This is a genomic window from Pseudovibrio axinellae, from assembly GCF_900110875.1.
GTDB classification, from domain to species: domain Bacteria; phylum Pseudomonadota; class Alphaproteobacteria; order Rhizobiales; family Stappiaceae; genus Pseudovibrio; species Pseudovibrio axinellae.
In genome coordinates this window covers 1-19296 of record NZ_FOFM01000003.1, presented here as the reverse complement: position 1 = coordinate 19296, position 19296 = coordinate 1, and the positions used below count along the sequence as shown (strand labels likewise).

At 52.4% G+C, this 19296-nt stretch carries 17 protein-coding genes; 6 read left to right on the top strand and 11 right to left on the bottom strand.

Features of this window, described 5'->3' with window-relative positions:
- The first annotated feature begins 157 nt into the window (after positions 1–157).
- Complete coding sequence (locus BMZ51_RS08560) at positions 158–742, top strand: ANTAR domain-containing response regulator (RefSeq protein WP_068000727.1); 585 nt, start codon at positions 158–160, stop codon at positions 740–742.
- A gap of 75 nt (positions 743–817) precedes the next feature.
- Here the strand turns inward: BMZ51_RS08560 and BMZ51_RS08555 are convergent, their stop codons facing one another.
- The 8 genes from BMZ51_RS08555 to BMZ51_RS08520 all read right to left on the bottom strand — a co-directional run bounded on the left by BMZ51_RS08555 (position 818) and on the right by BMZ51_RS08520 (position 12521).
- Positions 818–1828, bottom strand: coding sequence for a precorrin-2 dehydrogenase/sirohydrochlorin ferrochelatase family protein (locus BMZ51_RS08555; protein ID WP_068000732.1), 1011 nt, complete (start codon positions 1826–1828; stop codon positions 818–820).
- The gene (locus BMZ51_RS08550; RefSeq protein WP_068000735.1) at positions 1800–4478 is read right to left on the bottom strand and encodes a nitrate reductase; all 2679 of its coding nucleotides are present in this window, start codon (positions 4476–4478) and stop codon (positions 1800–1802) included. Before BMZ51_RS08550 ends, BMZ51_RS08555 begins: the two co-directional genes overlap by 29 nt.
- Before the next feature lie 134 nt (positions 4479–4612).
- Complete coding sequence (locus tag BMZ51_RS08545) at positions 4613–5461, bottom strand: formate/nitrite transporter family protein (protein WP_068000739.1); 849 nt, start codon at positions 5459–5461, stop codon at positions 4613–4615.
- A 26-nt stretch (positions 5462–5487) separates the two neighbouring features.
- Positions 5488–5829: a nitrite reductase small subunit NirD gene (nirD, locus tag BMZ51_RS08540; protein WP_068000740.1), complete on the bottom strand. Its 342-nt coding sequence runs from the start codon at positions 5827–5829 to the stop codon at positions 5488–5490.
- Positions 5826–8273, bottom strand: coding sequence for a nitrite reductase large subunit NirB (nirB, locus tag BMZ51_RS08535; protein WP_068000744.1), 2448 nt, complete (start codon positions 8271–8273; stop codon positions 5826–5828). The genes nirD and nirB overlap by 4 nt, the downstream gene beginning before the upstream one ends.
- Before the next feature lie 12 nt (positions 8274–8285).
- The gene (locus BMZ51_RS08530; RefSeq protein ID WP_068000748.1) at positions 8286–10052 is read right to left on the bottom strand and encodes an ABC transporter ATP-binding protein; all 1767 of its coding nucleotides are present in this window, start codon (positions 10050–10052) and stop codon (positions 8286–8288) included.
- 10 nt (positions 10053–10062) lie between these two features.
- The gene (locus BMZ51_RS08525; RefSeq protein ID WP_068000751.1) at positions 10063–11139 is read right to left on the bottom strand and encodes an ABC transporter permease; all 1077 of its coding nucleotides are present in this window, start codon (positions 11137–11139) and stop codon (positions 10063–10065) included.
- Positions 11140–11219: 80 nt separating this feature from the next.
- Complete coding sequence (locus BMZ51_RS08520) at positions 11220–12521, bottom strand: CmpA/NrtA family ABC transporter substrate-binding protein (protein ID WP_244271352.1); 1302 nt, start codon at positions 12519–12521, stop codon at positions 11220–11222.
- Positions 12522–13113: 592 nt separating this feature from the next.
- Here BMZ51_RS08520 and BMZ51_RS08515 point away from each other — a divergent pair.
- On the top strand, positions 13114–13884 hold the full coding sequence (locus BMZ51_RS08515; RefSeq protein ID WP_074882019.1) for a GNAT family protein: 771 nt from the start codon (positions 13114–13116) through the stop codon (positions 13882–13884).
- Between the two features lie 51 nt (positions 13885–13935).
- Here BMZ51_RS08515 and BMZ51_RS08510 read toward each other — a convergent pair whose 3' ends face one another.
- Both BMZ51_RS08510 and BMZ51_RS08505 read right to left on the bottom strand, forming a co-directional pair.
- Positions 13936–14211: a hypothetical protein gene (locus BMZ51_RS08510; RefSeq protein ID WP_476748451.1), complete on the bottom strand. Its 276-nt coding sequence runs from the start codon at positions 14209–14211 to the stop codon at positions 13936–13938.
- Positions 14172–14471: a TetR/AcrR family transcriptional regulator gene (locus tag BMZ51_RS08505; protein WP_139201362.1), complete on the bottom strand. Its 300-nt coding sequence runs from the start codon at positions 14469–14471 to the stop codon at positions 14172–14174. Before BMZ51_RS08505 ends, BMZ51_RS08510 begins: the two co-directional genes overlap by 40 nt.
- Before the next feature lie 632 nt (positions 14472–15103).
- Here BMZ51_RS08505 and BMZ51_RS08500 point away from each other — a divergent pair.
- From BMZ51_RS08500 to BMZ51_RS08485, 4 genes are read left to right on the top strand one after another with little or no spacing between them, the layout of a single operon-like run.
- Positions 15104–16615, top strand: a complete 1512-nt coding sequence (locus tag BMZ51_RS08500; RefSeq protein ID WP_068000861.1) for an FAD-binding oxidoreductase — start codon at positions 15104–15106, stop codon at positions 16613–16615.
- Complete coding sequence (locus BMZ51_RS08495; protein WP_068000768.1) at positions 16608–17033, top strand: hypothetical protein; 426 nt, start codon at positions 16608–16610, stop codon at positions 17031–17033. Before BMZ51_RS08500 ends, BMZ51_RS08495 begins: the two co-directional genes overlap by 8 nt.
- The gene (locus tag BMZ51_RS08490; protein WP_068000771.1) at positions 17020–18093 is read left to right on the top strand and encodes a hypothetical protein; all 1074 of its coding nucleotides are present in this window, start codon (positions 17020–17022) and stop codon (positions 18091–18093) included. The genes BMZ51_RS08495 and BMZ51_RS08490 overlap by 14 nt, the downstream gene beginning before the upstream one ends.
- A gap of 12 nt (positions 18094–18105) precedes the next feature.
- Positions 18106–18411 (top strand): hypothetical protein, encoded by a 306-nt coding sequence (locus BMZ51_RS08485; RefSeq protein ID WP_068000774.1) that lies wholly within the window; start codon positions 18106–18108, stop codon positions 18409–18411.
- Between the two features lie 654 nt (positions 18412–19065).
- Here BMZ51_RS08485 and BMZ51_RS24285 read toward each other — a convergent pair.
- The coding region (locus BMZ51_RS24285; protein ID WP_208979385.1) for a hypothetical protein at positions 19066–19296 on the bottom strand (231 nt) is incomplete at its 5' end.

Sequence of the window (19296 nt, the reverse complement as noted above, 5' to 3'; positions counted from 1 at the left end):
GCGTGTAGCAGGCACGCTGTGAAACACACGCGGGGTGACGTCAGCGCTTAACTTTGGGGCAGTTGCAAGCATTATTGGCAATTCTTGAGGTTGTATGCTCAAAATATGCTCGTCGCATAAATTGCGGATCTAAAGCCTGCATGCAAAAATAGATATCATGAAAACAGAGCAACTTGATATTTTGGTCGTTGACGACGATGTGGCCCGACAGCGCACAATTCAGGCTGGATTAGAGGGTGCCGGTTATAACTGTGTGATGACAGCTTGCGCGCTGGATGGCATTGCGCGTGTTATCTTAGAGCTGCACCCGGATATGGTCATCTTTAGTCTTGGAGTACCAAGCGGCTCGGAGCTGAACAGTGTGCTGCGGCTCGTTCATTCCCTAAAGCTTCCCGTTGTCATGTTCGTGGACGAGGCGGAGCCTGCATCAATTCAAGCAGCTGTGGACGCCAAAGTTTCCGCGTTTATCGTGGACGGCTTGCATCAGGACAGGCTCGCGAGTGTGGTTGATCTGGCACTTGCGCGATTTAATGCCAACTTGTGCTTAGAGGATGAGTTGGAAAATGCCAGAGAGCAGTTGCAGAGCCAGAAAAGCATTGACCGCGCAAAGCTTATTCTCATGAAAAGTCGAAGCATCTCTGAAGGCCAAGCTTATGCAGCCCTGCGCAAGACTGCGATGAACCAGAATCAAAAGATAGTGGAAGTCGCAAACAGCATCATTACTGCCTCGCAACTGCTTTAGTCGGCTATCAGCACGTGCACCACCTTTAGCCCTTGTGTGCCCTGGGCTGTGGGCGCACGCAACTTTCAAAGGGCCCTACCCGACCGAGTTTTGTTGCAAGCTATCGCTCTTCATTCGCACAAGAACGCACCCTTTCTCGTCACCTGCCTTCACACGCTGGTCGTTTTCCAGCGTTTGGTGCAATGCCTCACGACGTGCAAGCCGAAGGACGGCTTCGGGAACATCTGGCGCGCTGACAATGCGGCTGGCGGATTGCAAGAGGCGTAAATCGCGTAGTGTCAAATAGTCAGCACCGAGCTGGGACACCTCAACAACAGAGGCCCCCTCACTCACTTCAGAGCGTGTTTTCTTTCGAAAATACAGGAGGTTGTTCTGGTTTTCCTGTTCGCCTTGCCCCTCTTCTTTTAACTGCCCATAAATGCCATGGATGGTTGATTGGCTGGGCGCGCTGTCCCATGCTTTTTCTGAGAATTTCTGCCAAAATCTCCGACGGTCAACGCCGCTGACAAAACGCCTCATCACTTGCGGGCGAATACGTTGTGCCAACTCTCCCCATTGCTCAAGCCACTGCGGAAGCAAGGCCTGAATGCGCAGCCGGATGCTTTGACCAAGAACTGGCGCAACCCCGCTGGTTGAGATCCCCACCACACAAGGCCCGCGACTGACGATGGACCCAAACTGAAAATCACAATACTCCGGTTTATCAATCAGGTTGGACGGACAAGCATGTTGCTTTGCAGCTTGTTTAAAGCGCTCGATCTCTTGCAGCTCTTCTAAATCAGCAACTGCAAGAGATTTCCCTTTCAGGTCTTCGCTCTCCCAGTTGCGATCCTCCCACATGACGTGGTTCTTGTCGGCAACTTCCAAATACTGGCGAAAGTCCTCTGCTATATGGTCTGCTGGGGCAATAACTTGCAGGTTTGCACCGGCTGCTGCTAACAATTCTGACTTCCAGTAAGCACCATTGCTTCCCCCAATGATCAAAACTTGCTTGCCCTGCAAATTGAAGAAGACCGGTAGAACTGAAAGTTTCTCAATACGAGAGATTCTGGCTGGCTTATTGTGCCGCTTGCTGGAACTGACCATGCAGCATCCTTTCAATTTCAGTGCGACATGAGCCGCAGTTGGTACCAGCCATTGTGATTTCTGCAACAGAATCAACACAATGCGCGCCTTCAGCTATCGCCTTGCCGATTTCGTTGACACCCACATTCATGCAGGCACAAACAATTGCACCTTTGGAAGGCTGGGTTGCAGATGGGAAACCAGCTAGAACAGAAAGGCGATCTTGTTGCGACCACTCCTCTTTTGCTAATAGGGAAACCAGATGAGAGCGTGAAAGCGACACCGGCTTTGCAGAGGTTAGGCAGGCGACCACCAAACCATCTTCATCAAAACACGCAGCTCGGTAAGCGTCGCCGCTTTGGCGATACTCGCTCCAATGACCGGAATTTTTTTGAGGTGCCCTGAGATGTTTGAGCAATGCGCTTTGATCCAGATAAGACCCATGGGCAAAGTCCATACGCCAACCACCATCACAACGCACAGCGGCAGCATAATCCAGCCCCTTAAGACTTGGCTTGTTTCGGGTGACTGCAAAGCCATAAACAACTGCGTTAAAAGGAGAAATCGAAACATCAGTGTGTTTATATGCAGGTTGACCAGAAAACGGGTCCAAATCTGCTGTCACTAACCTGTCAATACGTGCGTTTGTTGCAAATTGATCTGTCCAATGGAGTGGTGCAAAGACCGCACCCGTTTTCTGACGGGATGTGACCACCACACGCAGGAGCACGCTCCCATGCGGACTGGTGACCTGAGCAATATCAGCTTGTTGTAGACCGGCATCCTCGGCATCTTGCGGAGAGATCTCCAAAAACGGCTCAGCAGAATGAGCAGACAGACGTGCAGAGAGACCGGTGCGGGACATAGTGTGCCATTGATCGCGAATTCTGCCTGTATTTAACCTGACAGTGGACGCGTATTTCGTTTGACCTGATTTGCGCGCTGGCAGGTGATCCTTGCGTTTGAGCGGTATGAAGCGTGCCTTTTTATCTGCATGATAAAAGCCGCCCTCGGCAAAGAAGTGGCGTGGGTTTACATTGCCTTCGCTTGGAGCTGGCCATTGAAACGGTGATAGCTCTGCATAGGCCTCTGCTGTGATGTCTGCATACGCACCGATGTCGAAATCACGTGCGCCAGCATTTGCAAAAGACGAAAGGGTTGCATGTTCGCGAAACACTGCGTCGGGTCCGCCATAGTCAAAGGCCTGACGAAACCCCATACGCCGAGCCACCTGTGCAAATTGCCAATAGTCTGGTTTGGCCTCTCCTGGCATGGGCAAAAATGGCCGTTGGCGTGATATTCGGCGCTCGGAGTTTGTCACCGTCCCACTTTTTTCACCCCATGCAGCAGAGGGTAACAGGACATGAGCATGGCGGCTGGTGTCTGTTTGCTTCACCACCTCAGAAACCACAACAAACGGGCAGCTTGCGAGCGCGGCTTCCACCTTGCCTGCATTTGGCAAGCTATCGGCTGGATTGGTGCCCATAATCCAAAGTGCTTTAATACGTCCACTTGCCACTGCATCAAACAGCTCGACAGCTTTCATGCCTTGCTTGGGTGCAAGCGCTGGCGCTTTCCAGAACTGCTTAACAAGTGAGCGATGCTCTGTATTGTCCAGCTCCATATGCGCGGCAAGCGTGTTGGCGAGGCCGCCGACTTCACGCCCGCCCATGGCATTGGGTTGGCCGGTGATCGAAAATGGCCCCATGCCATTTTGGCCAATACGGCCAGTGGCCAGATGACAATTAAGAATGGCGTTGACTTTATCGGTCCCGCTGACCGACTGGTTGACCCCCTGGCTGTACAGCGTGACGGTTTTGCTCGTGCGCGCAAACAGGTCATAGAACTGGTGTAACTGACCTGCACTCAGGCCTGTCGCTTCCACCAGGCTTGCCTCCTCCCATCGCTGAGCCTCATTCAAGGCCTCAACAAATCCTGCTGTATGATCCCTTACATACTCATGGTTTACGACACCTGCCTTGCTCAAATACGCCAGCAATCCGCTAAACAGGGCAACGTCTCCATCTGGAGCGATGGCAAGGTGCAGGTCCGCTCCGTCTGAACTTGCGGTCTCTCTGGGATCAATCACAACAACCTTCATATGGGGCCGGCTTTTGCGAGCATCTTCAATGCGCCTTTGCAACACGGGATGGCACCAAGCCAGATTGCTTCCCACCAGAACCAGCAGATCCGCATCCTCAAGGTCTTCATAGGAACATGGCACGGTGTCAGCGCCAAACGCACGTTTGTGCCCAGCAACAGAGGAGGCCATGCAAAGCCGTGAGTTGGTGTCAATATTGGCTGAGCCCAAAAACCCCTTCATCAGCTTGTTTGCGACGTAGTAATCCTCTGTCAGAATTTGCCCGGAAACATAAAAGGCGACACTGTCTGGCCCGTACTGCCTGATTGCCGAGCTGAAACGATCTGCAACAAGCGAAAGAGCATCATCCCAGCTTGCCCGTTTGCCCCGTATTTGCGGGAAAAGCAGCCGGGTTTCCAGCCCCAGCGTTTCGCCAAGAGCTGCACCTTTGGAGCAAAGCTTACCGAAATTCGACGGGTGATCCGGGTCGCCTTTAACCTCTACAGAGCCATCCTCCATTTGCGTTGCAAGGACCCCGCACCCAACCCCACAGTACGGACAGGTTGTCTTGACTACTCGCGCTTCTTGCATGATGCATCTCCCTCGTAATCTGGTCGTCACCCAGCTGCATAAGTTGGTGGTTAGAGCAATTTGCACGCATCAAACGGCTCTAACCTTGGTTTCGACACACCTCCTGCCAGCCCTTTCTGGCAGGAGGTGTGGCCTTATTCAGCCGCAACACCTACAGATGATACGGGGTCTGTTATCAGCTCCTGTTGCTTGGAAGGCTTGTAATGGGTGGCGTAGATCATCGCGCCAACAAAGGTCAGGCCGCCTACGAGGTTGCCAATTACCGTCGGCAGTTCATTCCAGAAAATGTAGTCCATCAGGGTGAAGTCGCCGCCCAACATCAGGCCGGATGGGAACAGGAACATGTTGACGATAGAGTGCTCAAAGCCCAGGTAGAAGAACACCAGAATTGGCATCCACATTGCGATGACCTTGCCGGAGACCGTGGTGGACATCATGGCCGCGACAACGCCCGTCGATACCATCCAGTTGCACATCACCGCACGTACAAAGAGAGTGAGCATGCCAGCCCCACCAGCTTCGGCGTACCCGACTGTGCGGCTTTCTCCGATTAGTCCGATTTTCAAGCCAACGGCGTTCGGCTCATGGGTGAAACCGGTCGTGAAAATAATCGCCATGAAAATGGCAACGGTGATTGCACCACCCAGGTTCCCCATAAATACCAGGCCCCAGTTGCGCAAAATGCCTTTGACAGTAACGCCTGGGCGTTTATCAAACCAAGCGAGAGGACATAACGTGAAGACCCCGGTCAGAAGGTCAAAGCCGAGCAAATAGAGCATGCTGAAGCCCACCGGGAAAAGGAGGGCGCCAACTAAAAACTGGCCAGTATTGACCGCAACAGTTACAGCGAAAGCTGCCGCAAGTGCCAAGATTGCACCTGCCATATACGCTCGAATAAGCGTGTCTTTGGTCGACATAAAAATTTTGGCTTCGCCTGCATCAATCATCTTGGTGGCGAATTCTCGTGGCGTGACGTAGGACATAAGTATCCTTTCCGCTGAATCCTGATTCAGCCAGTCGTTTTGGAGAAAGACAGGTCGATAAAGACAACGTTGCCTTCAAGCTTCACTGGGAAAGCTTGGGTATGACCTTCATCGGCCCCTTGAGCGCTGCCACTCCTCAGGGAGATCACCCAGTTGTGCAGGGGGCAAGTGACGCAATTATCGTGCACGATCCCCTGACTTAACGGCCCTTTTTTGTGAGGGCATTTGTCTTCCAAAGCGAAGACCTCATCGCGTGCTGTGCGGAATACTGCGATGGTCATTTCCCCGTTCTTGACGCACCTTGCACCATTGCGGGGAATATCCTCTAAGCACCCGACTTCAATCCAGGTTTTGATATTGGCGTTCATTCCGCGGCCTCCATCTCTAAGGTTTTCATCGGGTTAAATTCGTGCTTGTCTTTGCCGGAAACGCGCTCACTCCACGGGTCGACCTGAGCAACTTTCTGGGAGGCAACAAAGCGATCAAAGTAATGTTTGCGCTTATCGGCGTCCTCCATGATCTGACGCCGGATTTCCTCATATCCGATACGATCAGCCCATTTATAGATGCGCTCCAGATAACGCCCCTGCTCGCGGTACATCTGAGTTAAAGCGACCACGTGTTCCAGAGTTTCATCTTCAGTAGGAAGCGTGCCGAGCACCTGTGTGCCCTGAATTTCCAAGCCCGCAGCACCGCCAAAGTGGATTTCAAAGCCACTGTCAACGCAGATGATGCCAATGTCCTTGCAGGTGGCTTCCGAGCAGTTTCGCGGGCAACCAGAGACTGCCAGTTTTAGCTTGGCCGGGGTCCATGACCCCCACATGAATTTCTCAAGCCGGATGCCAAACCCAGTGGAATCCTGAGTGCCAAAGCGGCACCAATCTGTCCCGACACAGGTTTTCACCGTGCGCAAGCCCTTGGCGTAAGCATGGCCGGACACAAAGCCGACTTTGCCAAGATCTTCCCAAATTAACGGGAGGTCTTCCTTTTTCACACCCAGCATATCAATGCGCTGTCCACCCGTGCACTTCACACTCGGAATGTCATATTTATCAACCACATCCGCAATTGCACGCAGCTCAGCAGAACTGGTCATTCCGCCCCACATGCGTGGCACCACAGAATACGTGCCGTCCTTTTGGATATTGGCGTGAACGCGCTCGTTGATATAGCGGGACTGGTAGTCATCGGCGTATTCTTCTGGCCAATCGCAGACCAGATAGTAATTCAGAGCCGGTCGGCATTTGGCACAGCCACATGAGGTCTTCCATTCCAGCTCTTGCATGACCTGCGGAATGCTCTTCAGCTCTTTGGCAAGGATTAAACGGCGGACCTCGTCGTGACCAAGGTCTGTGCAACCACACACCGGTGTAATTGCAGCCGGGCTATACGCAGCGCCCAGCGTTGCCGCCATAAGCTGTTCCACCAATCCGGTACAGCTGCCGCAAGAGGCGCTGGCTTTGGTATGAGTGCGAACCTCCTCTAGTGTCGTCAGGCCCTTTGAGGTGATGGCAGAAGTGATGGTGCTTTTACAAATGCCATTGCAACCGCAGATTTCTGCGTCATCCGGTAAGGCTGCAACGGCTGCTGAGGGGTCCAGCGGAGTACCCCCTTGGAAGGCCTGCCCGAAAATCAGCGTGTCCCGCATTTCGCTGACGTCTTTGCCCTTTTTTAAAAGATCAAAGAACCAGGGACCGTCAGAGGTCTCCCCATACAGCACTGCGCCAACTATGCGGTTCTCCTGCAAGACCAACCGCTTATAAACGCCTGCAGTGGCATCTCGCAGGACGATTTCCTCACGGCCTTCTCCTTGCGCAAAGTCTCCTGCAGAGTAAAGGTCGATCCCGGTGACTTTCAACTTGGTTGCAGTGACAGAGCCTTCGTAAAGAGCGCTGCCATCAAGCAGATTTTGGCTGATGACGGTCGCCATGTCGTACAAGGGCGCAACAAGGCCATAACAGTGGCCATTGTGCTCTACACATTCGCCCAGAGCGAAGATGTCCGGGTCTGATGTGCGCATATCATCTGCAACCACAATCCCGCGCTTAACATCCAGACCCGCTGCTTTTGCCAGTTGGGTGGAGGGGCGAATGCCGACAGCCATAACCACGATTGCTGCATCGATGATCACACCGTCTTCCAGCTCAACCCCGGTGACCCTGCCTGAGCTTCCCAGAATGCGTTTGGTGTTGGCTTTGGTCAGCACATCAACACCACGATCTTTGAAGGCCTTTTCCAGTAGGTGCCCTGAGGCCTCGTCGAGCTGGCGTTCCATCAGTGTTGGCATGAGGTGCAACACGGTTACATCCATGCCCTGCTCTTTCAGCCCGGCTGCAGCTTCCAGACCCAGCAGACCACCCCCAATGACGACCGCGCGCCCGCCTGATTTGGCTGCGCTCAGCATCGCGTCCACATCATCGAGATCGCGGTAAACCAGCACGCCTTCCAGCTCATGTCCTTCCACCGGTATGATGAAGGGTGAAGAGCCGGTTGCGATTACAAGTTTGTCATAGGATGCGGTGATGCCACCTGCGCTCGTGACTGTTTTGGCGTCACGGTCAACTGAAGTGATTTTTTCACCCTTTTGCAGGGTGATCCCATGGCTGGCGTACCACGCATCATCATGGGTGATGATATCTCGATAGGTTTTCTCACCAGAGAGCACCGGTGAAAGCATCAGGCGGTTGTAGTTTACCCGTGGTTCGGCATTAAAAATTGTGATGTCATAGGCAGAAGCATCTGCCTCCACCAACTTTTCCAGCATGCGCCCCGGGGCCATGCCATTACCGATAACTATTAGTTTCTTTGTCATGTTTTCGTGCCCTCATTCTGCCGCATCAACGCTGGCCTTTTGGCGAGCGAGGCGCACGGCGCGTTTGTGCTGGATAGATTGCAGCTGCTCTTCGCTCGGATTTGCGCCGCCCTCATAGGCCTCAAGGAAATCAAGTAGTTCCTCGCGGTAGGCGTAGTAATCCGGGTGATCGAGCAAGGCTTTGCGGCTGCGTGGGCGCGGAAGGTCCACGTCCATGATGTTGCCGATGGTGGCATTTGGCCCGTTGGACATCATCACCACCCGGTCCGCCAGCAAGATCGCCTCATCCACATCATGAGTTACGCAAATGGCGGTCACCTGTGTGCGCTTCCACACATCCATCAGCAGGTCTTGCAGTTCCCAGCGGGTAAGGCTGTCCAGCATGCCAAACGGCTCATCCAGCAGCAGCACTTTAGGAGAAAGGGCAAATGCCCTTGCAATGCCGACCCGCTGCTTCATTCCGTTGGAAAGATCTGCTGCAAACGTATCAGCAGCCTGAGCAAGACCAACGCGTGCAAGGTAATAGCGCACCACATCATCACGCTCATTTGCAGTTGCATTTGGGTACACCTTGTCGACCCCAAGGGCGACGTTTTCGTAGGCTGTCAGCCATGGCATCAGCGAGGGGGCCTGAAAGACAACGGCCTTATCAGGGCCTGCCTGGGTAATGTGTTTACCGTCCAGAATAATGGCGCCGCCACTGATATCATTCAGGCCAGAGACCATTGAAAGAACAGTAGATTTTCCGCATCCTGAATGCCCAATCAGCGAGATAAACTCCCCTTTTTTAACATTCATGGAGAGGTTATCGACGACCGTCAGTGGGCCTTGCGGGGTCGGGTAAACTTTTGTGAGCTGGCTGAGCTCCAGATAGCGGTCTGCATTTATCGCTTCTGCCTCACGCCTATAGGCCGCCGGCAACTCCTCCTTGCTGGCTTTGACCTTAGGCGCCAGCGGAACGATATTGGGCAGGCTAACCTGTTCTGTCTCGTTCTCAGCATCTTGCCCCGGACTGATCTTCAGCAGGTACTCCGTTACTTTTGCCCGCAAGCGCGTAAATTCCGGGTCAGAGTTCATCGCTCCACGGTCACGGGGTCGGGGCAAGTTGACCTTAAACTCCGTCCCAAAGGTCGCGTTCGGGCCGGGTTTGAGCGGAATAATACGGTCTGCCAGAAGAATAGCTTCGTCCACATCATTGGTGACAAGGATGATGGTTTTCTCTTCCTTTTGAGAGATATCGGCAAACTCATCTTGAAGCTTGGCCCGTGTCAGAGCATCCAGCGCAGACAATGGCTCATCCATCAGCAAAACGTCTGGTCGCATCGCAAGCGCTCTGGCAACCGCCACGCGCTGGCGCATCCCCCCCGAAAGCTCTGCCGGGCGCCGGTCGCTGGCATGAGACAGGCCCACCATCTCAATGTAGTGATCAGAAATCTGTGCCCGCTCTGATTTTCGTTTGGCCTTAAAGACGCTATCAACTGCAAGCTGAACGTTTTGAGAAACGGTAAGCCATGGCAGCAAAGAGTAAGACTGGAACACTACGCCACGTTCGGGAGCTGGACTGTCCACTTCCTTACCGCGAAAAATAACGCCGCCTTTGTCTGAGGTAATCAGGCCTGCAAGAGCCGAAATCAGCGTGGTTTTGCCAGAGCCGGAAAACCCGACAATGGCAATAAATTCACCTTCTTGCACCTTAAGGTTCACATTTTGCAGCACGCACCGCTTGTCATCACCTTCGCCGTAACTCTTCGTCAGGCCAGATATTTCGAGGATTGTCATGGTTTCCTCCCTACCGGCTCGCGTTGTGGCTAAAGATGCTCTGCAAGGCATACATCACCCGGTCGAGCATGAAGCCGACCAGACCGATGGTAAGCACGGCAACTATGATCTTTGCTAAGGACTGGCTGGATCCATTTTGGAACTCATCCCACACAAACTTGCCAAGGCCCGGGTTTTGAGCCAGCATTTCGGCTGCGATCAGCACCATCCAGCCAACACCGAGCGATAAGCGCAGGCCGGTAAAAATCAGCGGCAAGGATGAAGGCAAAACAAGCTTTGTGATTGTCTTCAGCGTTGAGAGCTGAAGCACGCGACCAACATTCATCAGGTCTTTATCGATAGAGGCAACGCCGAGCGCAGTGTTGATCAGCGTGGGCCACAACGAGCACAGCGTTACAGTCACTGCCGACACCAACAAGGATTTGGGCATAAAGCTCCAAGGGTCCGAGTAGGCAGCCGAAATAATCATTGTCACGATTGGCAGCCATGCCAGTGGTGAGACTGGTTTGAAAATTTGAATAAGCGGGCTGAGAGCACCATTGACGGTTCGCGACAGGCCAGATGCAATGCCCAATGGCACAGCAACGGCGGTCGCTATTACAAACCCAAGGCTAACAGTAAACAAAGACGTCAGTATCTGATCCAGATAAGTCGGCTTCCCGGTATATTTGCGGTGCTTGACCTTGTCTGACTGGCCGGCGGCTTCCAGCTTGGCATTGCGTGCATCTTGGCGCGCATAAAATGCTTCTGCCTTTTCACGCTCACGCACATGGTCATCCCATAGGTTGCCTGCCTGCTCCCACACCTGAACCGGACCGGGGATCGCGCCAAGTGATGTTTGAATGCGCGGGGCGCTCACGCCCCACACAAACAAGAAGAACAGCACGCCAACCAGCGGAATCACTAGTGTGCGATTTAACTCTGCAAGTTGTTCCTTTGGGTTCTCTCCAGCGCCCAGACGAAACAGCGGGACGAACCAGGCCAACCCCAGAATTTGTGAAAGATTAGAGAGCTTTCGCAGCACCGCTTTGAAGCGCTCTTTGCCCGCTGAACCATCAGCGGAAATCCCCTGTGAAATATTGCTCATGGTGAGGTGTCCATTATTCTAAACTCTTTGATTTTTCGAAAGCACCGCGCTGCCAGCGAGCAGCGCAGCCATAAAAGAACTTAAGACCCGGAAACAACCTCACCGGACTTGAGCCCGATGCTCAGGCTCTCCAAATAAGCGTTGGGCGTTTTGCCGTCGTAGGGCACACCATCAATAATGTCCGCTGCTGGCGTTGGCGCTTTGTAGCCATCACTCCCCCACGGGAACTCCTCTTCGGCAACATGACCTTCTTCAAGCAACATACCGGCGGCTTTGATGTAAATGTCAGGGCGATAGACGGATCTGGCAGTCTCGTCATACCAACTGTCTGGCTTGAATTGCGCAATCTGTCCCCAGCGACGCATCTGCGTCAGGTACCAAACAGCATCGGAGTAATACGGGTAGGTGGCGTAATATCGATAGAACACGTTGAAGTCAGGAACCGCCCGCTGATCACCTTTTTCATACTCAAAGGTTCCAGTCATAGAGTTGGCAATGACTTCATAATCAGCGCCCACATATTCAGAGCGCGACAAAATCTCGACCGCTTCTGCACGATTGGCATTGTTATTCTCATCCAGCCACTTTGCTGCACGAATAAGCGCTTTGGTCAGAGCAAGGGTGGTGTTCGGGTTTGCGTCGACAAACGCTTTTGAAAGACCGAAGACTTTTTCCGGGTTGTTTTTCCAGATCTCGTAGTCTGTTACCACCGGAACACCGATGCCTTTAAACACCGCTTGCTGGTTCCAGGGTTCCCCAACGCAATAGCCGTTGATCGTCCCCGCTTCCAACGTTGACGGCATTTGTGGTGGCGGCGTTACAGAAAGCAGCGCATCAGCTTGGAGTTGGCCAGAAACATCGGTTTCACCGTAAAACCCGGGATGGATGCCGCCCGCAGCAAGCCAATACCGCAGCTCGTAATTGTGCGTGGACACTGGGAACACCATCCCCATGTTGAAGGGCTTGCCTTCAGCTTTGAAGTGCTCAATCACAGGCTTAAGAGCGTCAGCTTTAATTGGGTGAACAGGTTTCCCGTCCGGGCCAGAGGGAATGTGCGGTTTCATCATGTCCCAAACTTCGTTGGAAACTGTGATGCCGTTGCCGTTCAAGTCCATGGAAAACGGCGTTACAATATGCGCCTTGGTGCCATAGCCGATTGTTGCTGCAAGTGGTTGCCCTGCCAGCATATGTGCGCCGTCCAGCTCACCGGTGATGACCCTGTCCAGCAGCACCTTCCAGTTTGCCTGCGGCTCCAATGTTACAAACAGGCCCTCCTCTTCAAAATAGCCAAGTTCATAGGCTACGGCGAGAGGCGCCATATCGGTGAGTTTGATAAACCCTAGCTTGAGTTCATCTTTTTCGACATCCAGCATTTCAGCCATGGCTGGCGAAACAAGACTGGAGCCCACCAAGAGCCCCGCGATACAAGCTGATTTAAAACTGCGTTTCCTAGTTGGTGTCATAGTCCAGATGCCCTCAAATACATTGGTGCCAGCTCGCCGCCAGAACAAAAAAAGCCGCCAACTGACCAGTCTCGTCACTCAGCGCAGGGCGTGAGGGAATGAGTAAGTCAGGTTGGCGGCTTTGCCTAAAGCGCCCCTCGTTGGACGCAAAATTTTATGTACGCTCTTCTAAGCAGAATTCATGCCAGATCGTCTCATATGGAATTCATCAATGTTTTCGTAGCGTTAGGTTGAGTGTGGAAAAGGCACATATAATTGGTGGGCAAGAAACAGGCAGCATGGGCAGCAACTGTGCAGAAAATTGGCAGGCTTAAGCAAATATAGCTTTGAAAGTGCAGATAGCCGCGTTCAGGCTTTGCCCTGAGAGCTTTTCAGGTGAGGTCATCTCACACCATGTTTGCGACGCTATGAACTCAACCATTGATAGAAGCGCGCAAATTTCCGATAACCTGCGACAGGCCTTGATGAGAACGGGCACAAACTATGCGGTATGATTGGGCGAGGCACCGGCATGACTATTTCTGAATTGATGGAATTGTATTATCGACATGAGCGTGAAGGATGCCATCCTCTCCACGCGCAAAAAGTAAATACGCGCAATACCATTCGGGTGGTCGCCACCGAAGAATATGGTTCTTATATCGCGGGGTATCGGTTCCCGGCAGACAGCATCAACCAAGCGGTTCAGGACGAGATTGATTACTTTTCCAAACGAGGAAAATCGTTTGAATGGAAAGTTTATGGAACCGATGAACCTGCAACTTTGCCTGCAGAGTTAGTATCACAAGGTTTCACCCCAGGTGACACTGAGGCCTTCATGCTCTGCAAAGTTGGCAAACTGAGCCTTGATAGCGCAACAACCAGAAGCACTATTCAGCGAGTGGATAGTGAAGTTGGAGTGAAGGATGCGGTGCAGGTCTCAGAGCAGGTCTGGGGAACTGACTTTTCGGGCCTAAAACAGGACCTTATAAGACGCATTCAGACTACACCTGATCAAATTTCGATCTACGTTGCTTATGAAAACGAAGTCCCAGTCTCATCTGCCTGGATAACCTATACACCTGAAAGCCCTTTTGCGGGCTTGTGGGGTGGCTCCACACTTCAAGCTGCCAGAGGTAAGGGATATTATCGTAATTTGCTCGGCGTCCGTGCAGCGGAAGCAGACGAACGAGGCGTTCAATATTTGAGTGTTGATGCTTCAAACATGAGCCGACCCATTTTGGAAAAAGTTGGCTTCAAATTCATAACCGAAACCCGCCCCTATGAGTACAACGTGGGTTGAGGCACCGCGAAAGGTGCAAACGATAGATACGCCCGTCTTATTACGCTGGCTTCAGGGATCGCTTACAGTATTGTGTTTGTCGAAAACCGTGAGCGCGACTTGGATGAAATCACTCAGCCTGTCCATCTCCGCCCCGGCACGGGCCCTTCCGGTGATCGCAAGGGTCTGCCCAGATAAAAAACCAGCCATCGCTACCACGCTGGTGTCCTGTGCTATCTCACCATTTTCTTTAGCAACTTCCGGCCGTTGACAGAAAACCGAAAGCCGACGCTCCATCAGCTCATCGCTTACATGGCGTAGTTTTTCTGGCAAGCCTGTGTATTCCAAACAGCAGGCGGATATGAAGCATCCTCTCGGCCCCCCTTTGTGGCCACAGTGGATGCGATTGTCATAAGTAGCCTTTGAAACTCTGCCCGTGTCGACACATCTTCGGACAATAGCGCTTGCAGAAGTGGCTCAGCAACGACCTGCGCGTATCTTTGCAAGGTTCTGAGAAAGAATTCCTCTTTCCCGCCGAAGTTTGCGTAGAAACTAGGTTTTGCCATGCCGGTAATTTGCGAAAAGTTCGCGCAGGTCGGTGCTTTCATCAAGGCCACATTCAAATCCTGAGGTGGTGGAGTCCCAGTTAAATCCTGTTTGCAGGGGTGTGCGCATCACGACACCTGCGAAAAAACCCCAATTTTCGCAGGTGAAATAAGAGCAGGAAAAGGCAGTTCAGAAATACCAGAAAAACACGGACAGCTTTAAGCGTTCATCGCGTGCCCAACTGGAACTCCCCATAGCCAGCACGACTGCCCCGAAGAAGCCGACAGCCTGCAGACCCTCGCTCTGAAAACTGCCGCCTTTTTGAGAAGCGGCGACCTGGCAAGCGGTCTTCTTCTGAGGCCGTCATGCTGGCTTACTTTAAAACTCACCCACATCACTATTCGCAAAAAGCTATGATTGCACACTCCACTGTGGGTTCAATCTGATCGACAAAGACTTCCGTCATCGCCGCTGGTTGTAAGTTAGTTATGTAGTCATTTCACAGAGCGCATAGCGAAAGCCTAGCAAGCGAAGAGCCAAGCAATAACTGCCCGGATAAACGAGGCCAACATAGCGTTGAATCCTGGCCAAGCAATAATTGGAGAACACATAGGTAAAACCAACAATCGGTTGCATTTACAGGTACCGCCCCCTAACTCTGATGGATATTCATTTGATTATTGCAGAGGCATTTATGGGAAAAATCAGTAGAAGAGCATTTCTTCTTGGTGGCGCAGCATTTGCAGGTGCTGCCGGGTATCATTTTCTTTCACCCTCCCCTCGGTCCTATGGCGGCGCACTCCCAGCAGATCCGCAAAATGAAGTAGCTGACACTATTTTGAGTGACGCTGGCGAACTCACTCAAGTAACTGTCAAAAAGCACGAGACCTTCTCCGGCCTTTCCAGCGATGCGCTGCGCACAGAGCTGTCAGCGCAATTGAAGCAGGCGGCCGACGAAAATCACCCTGTGATGGCAAGTGTTGCCCGCCATTCAATGGGTGGACAGTCTCTGCCAACCAATGGGGCTGCCCTTTCATTGCATGGCGGGACCATTGAGCTTCACCCAGAGCGCAAAACTTACACCGTTTCAGGTGGCGTGCGGTGGCATGAAGTAATCACAAAACTGGACGCAAATGGCTTTTCACCTGCTGTAATGCAGTCCAACAATGACTTTGGCGTGGCCAGCACATTTTCCGTTAATGCTCACGGCTGGCCTGTTCCGTTTTCCGGGTGCGGGTCAACGGTTCGGTCTTTGGAAATCGTGCTTGCAGATGGTCAGACACGGCGCTGTAGCCCATCTGAGAACAGTGAGCTGTTCAACGCTGCCATGGGTGGTTACGGGCTCTTTGGCATCATCACCGAACTGGAGCTGGACATGGTTCCGAACAGTCGGTTGCTTCCCGAGTTCATCGAATTGCCCTCTGCCGAATATGGTTTGCGCATGCAAGAGGTGCTTGCGGAAGATCCGTCCATCCAGATGGCCTATGGCCGCATGAACGTTGATATTGATCGCTTCTTTGAAGATTCATTGTTGATTGTTTATCGTCCAGATGAAGATCAATCAAACTTGCCAGCGGCAAGTGGTTCTGGCTTTATCAGCAAGGCATCCCGACATATTTTCCGTGGTCAGCTGCATTCTGAGTCAATCAAAAGGACGCGCTGGGATATTGAAACTGGCATTGGCGCCTCATTGGGCAGTGGTCCCGTTACTCGCAACAGCTTGCTCAATGAGCCAGTTATTACGCTGGATGATAAAGACCCCAACAGAACGGATATCTTGCACGAATACTTTGTTGAACCTGCACGGTTTGCGGAGTTTATAGAGGCCTGTAAGGATGTCATTCCTTCCTCCTATCAGGAATTGCTCAATATCACCCTGCGCTACGTTCGCAAAGACACGCAGAGTGTATTGCCTTTTGCCCCAACAGACCGGATTGCGGCTGTGATGCTTTTCTCTCAGGAGAAGTCGAAGCGCGGCGAAGCGGATATGGCAAGGATGACCCGCGCCCTTATCGAGCGCACATTGGCAATTGGCGGAACCTATTATCTGCCTTACCGCCTGCACGCAACGCAGGACCAGTTTGAGCGTGCCTACCCTGACCATCAAAGATTCATCGCGCTGAAGCAGAAATACGACCCTCAGATGCGGTTTACCAATCAGCTTTGGGATACGTACATGTCAGCCAAGGAGCCTTTGAATGTATAGAAAAATTGCATTTGCTTATGCCCTGATCCTTTTCGCTGTTACATCGCTCAACTACATCCCCGGCATTCCTGATGAAAATGGGTATGTTTTCAGCATCTTTGCCCTGGATTTATTTGATGACAGCCTTCATGGAGCAAGTGCCACATGGGCTCTTGTTGCTGCTTTGATCTCACAAAATGCATCGCGAATATTCCTGCGCTACTTCGGCGCCCTGTATTTGGCGGATGCTGTGTTCGGGTTGCTGACGGGGTCTGGTTACTTGGATTTTGCGATCTTTACGATCGGCTTCCAGTCTTTCCCGCTCGGCCTGAAGATTCTTGCGAACCTGCCACACTTTGCACTCGGCGGTTTCGCTCTGACAGCAAGCTTTTGGGGACGTGAGAAGTTTGTAAGGGAGAGCCAACGTGAAGCTTCTTAAACGGCTCTCCATCGGCGTTTTATGTCTGGTTCTGGTCATTGGTGTTGGTGCTGCAGCGCCTATTTTATACGTGGAGCAGGCCTGCACGTCACCGCAGGTTGCCGATAACTACCAGAGTCTGCTGGAGCCTGCTCACAGGCGCGAGGAAGCCCGCAGTTTTCTGACTTACCCGGAATGGCACATTGTTTATGCTTATGAGGACTATGCCGCCACACTCGAAAACGGCATGCCACATGAATTCAACTATCTGAACGCCATTGGCAGCTTCTGGTCCAGTTTGTGCGCGCTGAAGAGTGAAGCGGATACACGGGGGGCGGCTCAGTTTGACACCAAAGCCACCATCTACACCATCGGGGTTAGCTTCTCCTTCGAGATGCTGATGAAAGCGGCCTATGAAGAGACTTTGGGCAGGCTGACAGCAGCGACCAGCACGAACAATGCCTCCTTGCAGGACCGGCTTGAGTACAGCGTTTCATCAGACTACGCCAAATTCCTCCACCAGACACCCTGGTATCGGTTTGACTTTGATGGTGCACGTCAAAAACTCAACGCCGCAACAACCGATAATGGCGTGCGGAGCTGGGAGCGGTGGTTTGCACTAAATCTTGAGTGGTGGGCAAAGGCGCAGTACGCCAAAGCTATTGCGGCTGCGGTGGATACGGTTGGTCATGATGAACTGACCATGCAATCCGTCATCAGCAGTCCCTACGGAGCAGATTTTCTTTCAGAGTATGATCTGGAGGTGGTTCAGCAGCTTGATGATAAACTCATCATCCAGACGCCCCGGTATCGCAAGTTCACTGAGCTGGTGCTTCGTCTTTCGCAAGACGGCATCATGTTCCACGAGATTGCTGGCAACGATGACATTTTGATATCTGTTCTTGCTGGAAGTTCCGCAAAAAAACCGAATTTGTCAGCATCTTCTATCCTGTCTGAAACCGAGAGGAATACGGGCAATCAGCAGAGATTGTTGATAGAGTCAAAGGTTCCAGCTCTGTCGCGGACGCTTCAGGAGCTGGCGCAACAAGGCGTCGTTGTTGAGCATATTTACGATTACTAGCGGAACTCTGATTTGCGCAAGTCAAAGCATATAGCTCTTATCCTCGTTCTCATCGGCTTAGCATGGGGGGCCATCGGGCTCGCCGTGCCATTCTTTGGCAACGCGGATGAAGTGGCGGTGCCCTTTCCGCAAAGCCTGCAGATGGAACTGCTTCCGGCTTCAGTCAGGATTCTGAGTTACGACGATAAGATCGCAGTGTTTGCAAGTGAAGAACCACAGCTTGTCTCCCACCTTTACGAGGCTGGCGCGTGGGCTGTGCTCCCCTCTTCAAACGGCAGCTGTATCAATCTCTCAAAAACCTCAATTTTCTACGAGTAAACTGAAACTCGCGAATTAATCGCATTCAGAAAATACCAAGCATAATGCAACGTATTCGATTCATGATGGTTTTTCTTCTTGTTCGGACGCCCTAAGGCGCCCGACTTTTCTCATCACACCAACAAGGACAAACCGACCTTCTGTCGACAGCAGCGTTAATCCGTTGGCAAAACGAAATCAGCGTCACAGACTATCCCGCTTTATGCAAATGCAGATTCCACTCTTGAAAGAACAGCGGTTGTATCGTCCATTTGCGGTCCGTTACCGAGGATAACGTGTTTCTCCAGCCAACATCAGATTTCACCAAACGCAGGGGATATCTATTTTCACTTCGTCCACCACTCGAATCTATCCCCCTGCCCAGTTACTCCGGTGCTGTTTGAGCTGCAGTCGGTCTCATCCTGCTCGACGCTTGTTAGAGCACTTCAAAGATAGCTCCCCAAGCGCACCTTAACGGGGTTAGGCCCACTGACACGGCTTACGCCGAAGCTCCCCCCAAACGCGCACAGCAACGGCTGTACCGCGCAAGCAACGCAAACCTTAACATAGCAACGCACAAAACAACGCAAAGTTCATGGATGGGGAGTTTGGGCGGCAATTCAACGACTTGAAGGAAACTGCTTGATTGATCCGCCACCGAGGCGCGTCAGCCTCTCAGCTTACCTCCGGCTGCCATATTAGCTTCAAACCATTCATAGCGGGGCTTGCGCTCACAAGCTCATCAGTGCTGCAACGGTTTGCTTGGAAGCTACACAATGCCAAGCCTGCACCATTGTTATCCCCGCTGATGGCCTTTCCAGCAAACGCTGCCTGAGCGCTTCTGAGGCTCCGCAACTTCACAGCACATAAGCTCTGCACAATAGCGACCTCCCGTGTCGCACTGGG